This is a genomic window from Microbacterium sp. B19, assembly GCF_000333395.1.
Lineage (GTDB): Bacteria > Actinomycetota > Actinomycetes > Actinomycetales > Microbacteriaceae > Microbacterium.
In genome coordinates, this window is sequence record NZ_BADA01000527.1 from 1 (window position 1) to 1,726 (window position 1,726).

Below are 1,726 nucleotides of genomic sequence, written 5' to 3' on the forward strand. Positions count from 1 at the left end.
GACGTGCTGCTCCCCGAGCACGTGGGCTCGCGTTTGCACGTGTGCCACCTGTCGACGGCCGGGTCGGTCGACATCATTCGCTGGGCAAAGAAGCGCGGCGTGAACGTCACCGCCGAGGTGACCCCGCACCACCTGCTGCTCACCGACGAGCTCGTGCGCGACTACGACGCGCGGTTCAAGGTGAACCCGCCGCTGCGCCGCGAGGAGGACGTGCTCGCGGTGCGCGAGGGTCTGGCCGACGGCACGATCGACATCGTCGCGACCGACCACGCGCCGCACCCGGCCGAGGCGAAGTCGTGCGAGTGGGCCGCCGCCGCGAACGGCATGGTGGGTCTGGAGAGCGCGCTGCGCGTCGTCCACCAGGCCATGGTCGAGACCGGGCTCCTCGAGTGGATCGACGTCGCCCGGGTGATGTCGCGCACGCCCGCCCGCATCGGCCGTCTCGACGGCCACGGCACCCCGCTCACCGCCGGCAACCCCGCGAGCTTCACGCTGTACGACCCGCGCCCCGCGCGCACGTTCGGGCTCGGCGACCTCCGCGGTCGCAGCAAGAACTCGCCGTACCTCGGTCGCGAGCTCCCGGGCGAGATCCGCTGGACCGTGCGCTCCGGCATCCCGACCGTCGTCGACGGCGCGGTGCTCGAGGCGCCGGGGGTGCTCGCGTGACGCGCGAAGGCGCCCTGCTGGTGATGGCGGGGGTCGCCGTCGTCCTGCTGGCGGTCTTCGCCGTGGCCTGGCTCCGACGAACGCGGCGCGATGCGCGCTACTCCGCCCCGGTGGGAGAGCTTCCCGACGGCGCCGTGGAGACGGGTGTGTTCCCGGGCCTGTACGTCGCGACCACGCGACACGACGAGCCCCTGGAGCGCCTCGCGATCCGCGGCCTCGCGTTCCGCTCCCGCGTGGACGTCACGGTCACCTCGGCCGGGATCGCCCTCGACCTGCCGGGCCAGCCCCGTATCGCGCTCACCCGTGACCGCCTCGTCGACGCAGCTCTTGCCACGGTCGCCATCGACCGCGTGGTGGAGCGCGACGGCCTGACGCGCGTCAGCTGGCGCATCGACGACGACACCGTCGTCGACACCTACCTCCGACCCCAGGATGCCTCGGCCCGATCCCTCGCCGACGCCATCCGTCCGCTCATCTCGACAGGAAGCGACGCATGACCGCCCTGATCTCCCCTCCGCGCATCTCGCGCGAACCCGCCGTCCTGGTGCTGGAAGACGGCACCCGTTACCCCGGCCGCGCGTACGGCGCACGCGGCGAGACCTTCGGCGAGGTCGTCTTCGCCACCGGCATGACCGGTTACCAGGAGACCCTCACCGACCCCTCGTACGCCGGTCAGATCGTGCTGCAGACCGCCCCGCACATCGGCAACACGGGCGTGAACGACGAAGACCCCGAGTCCCGCCGCATCTGGGTCGCCGGCTACGTGGTGCGCGACCCCTCGCGCGTCGTGTCGAACTGGCGCGCCAACCGCTCGCTCGACGACGCACTCGTGGAGGACGGCATCGTCGGTATCTCCGGCATCGACACCCGCGCGCTCACGCGCCGCATCCGTTCGTCGGGCAGCATGCGCGGCGGCGTCTTCTCCGGCGACGCGGTGAACCTCGACGCGGACGAGCAGCTGCGCCGCGTGCTCGCCGCCCCCCGCATGGCGGGCCGCAACCTGTCGCCGAGGTGTCGGTGACCGAGGTCGAGGTCCCCCGGGGGACGCCGAGCGCATCGG

Annotated in this window: 2 protein-coding genes and 1 pseudogene; all 3 read left to right on the forward strand. The window is 72.7% G+C overall.

Annotated elements, in window-relative coordinates:
• On the forward strand, positions 1–666 hold a 666-nt coding region (locus I5G_RS18000; RefSeq protein WP_022880302.1), incomplete at its 5' end, for an amidohydrolase family protein.
• Entirely contained in the window at positions 663–1,163 is a 501-nt protein-coding gene (locus I5G_RS18005) for a hypothetical protein (protein ID WP_022880303.1), read from the forward strand. The genes I5G_RS18000 and I5G_RS18005, both read left to right, overlap by 4 nt.
• Positions 1,160–1,726 (forward strand): annotated as a pseudogene (locus I5G_RS23435) (carbamoyl-phosphate synthase domain-containing protein); the annotation flags it as partial. The gene I5G_RS18005 and the pseudogene I5G_RS23435, both read left to right, overlap by 4 nt.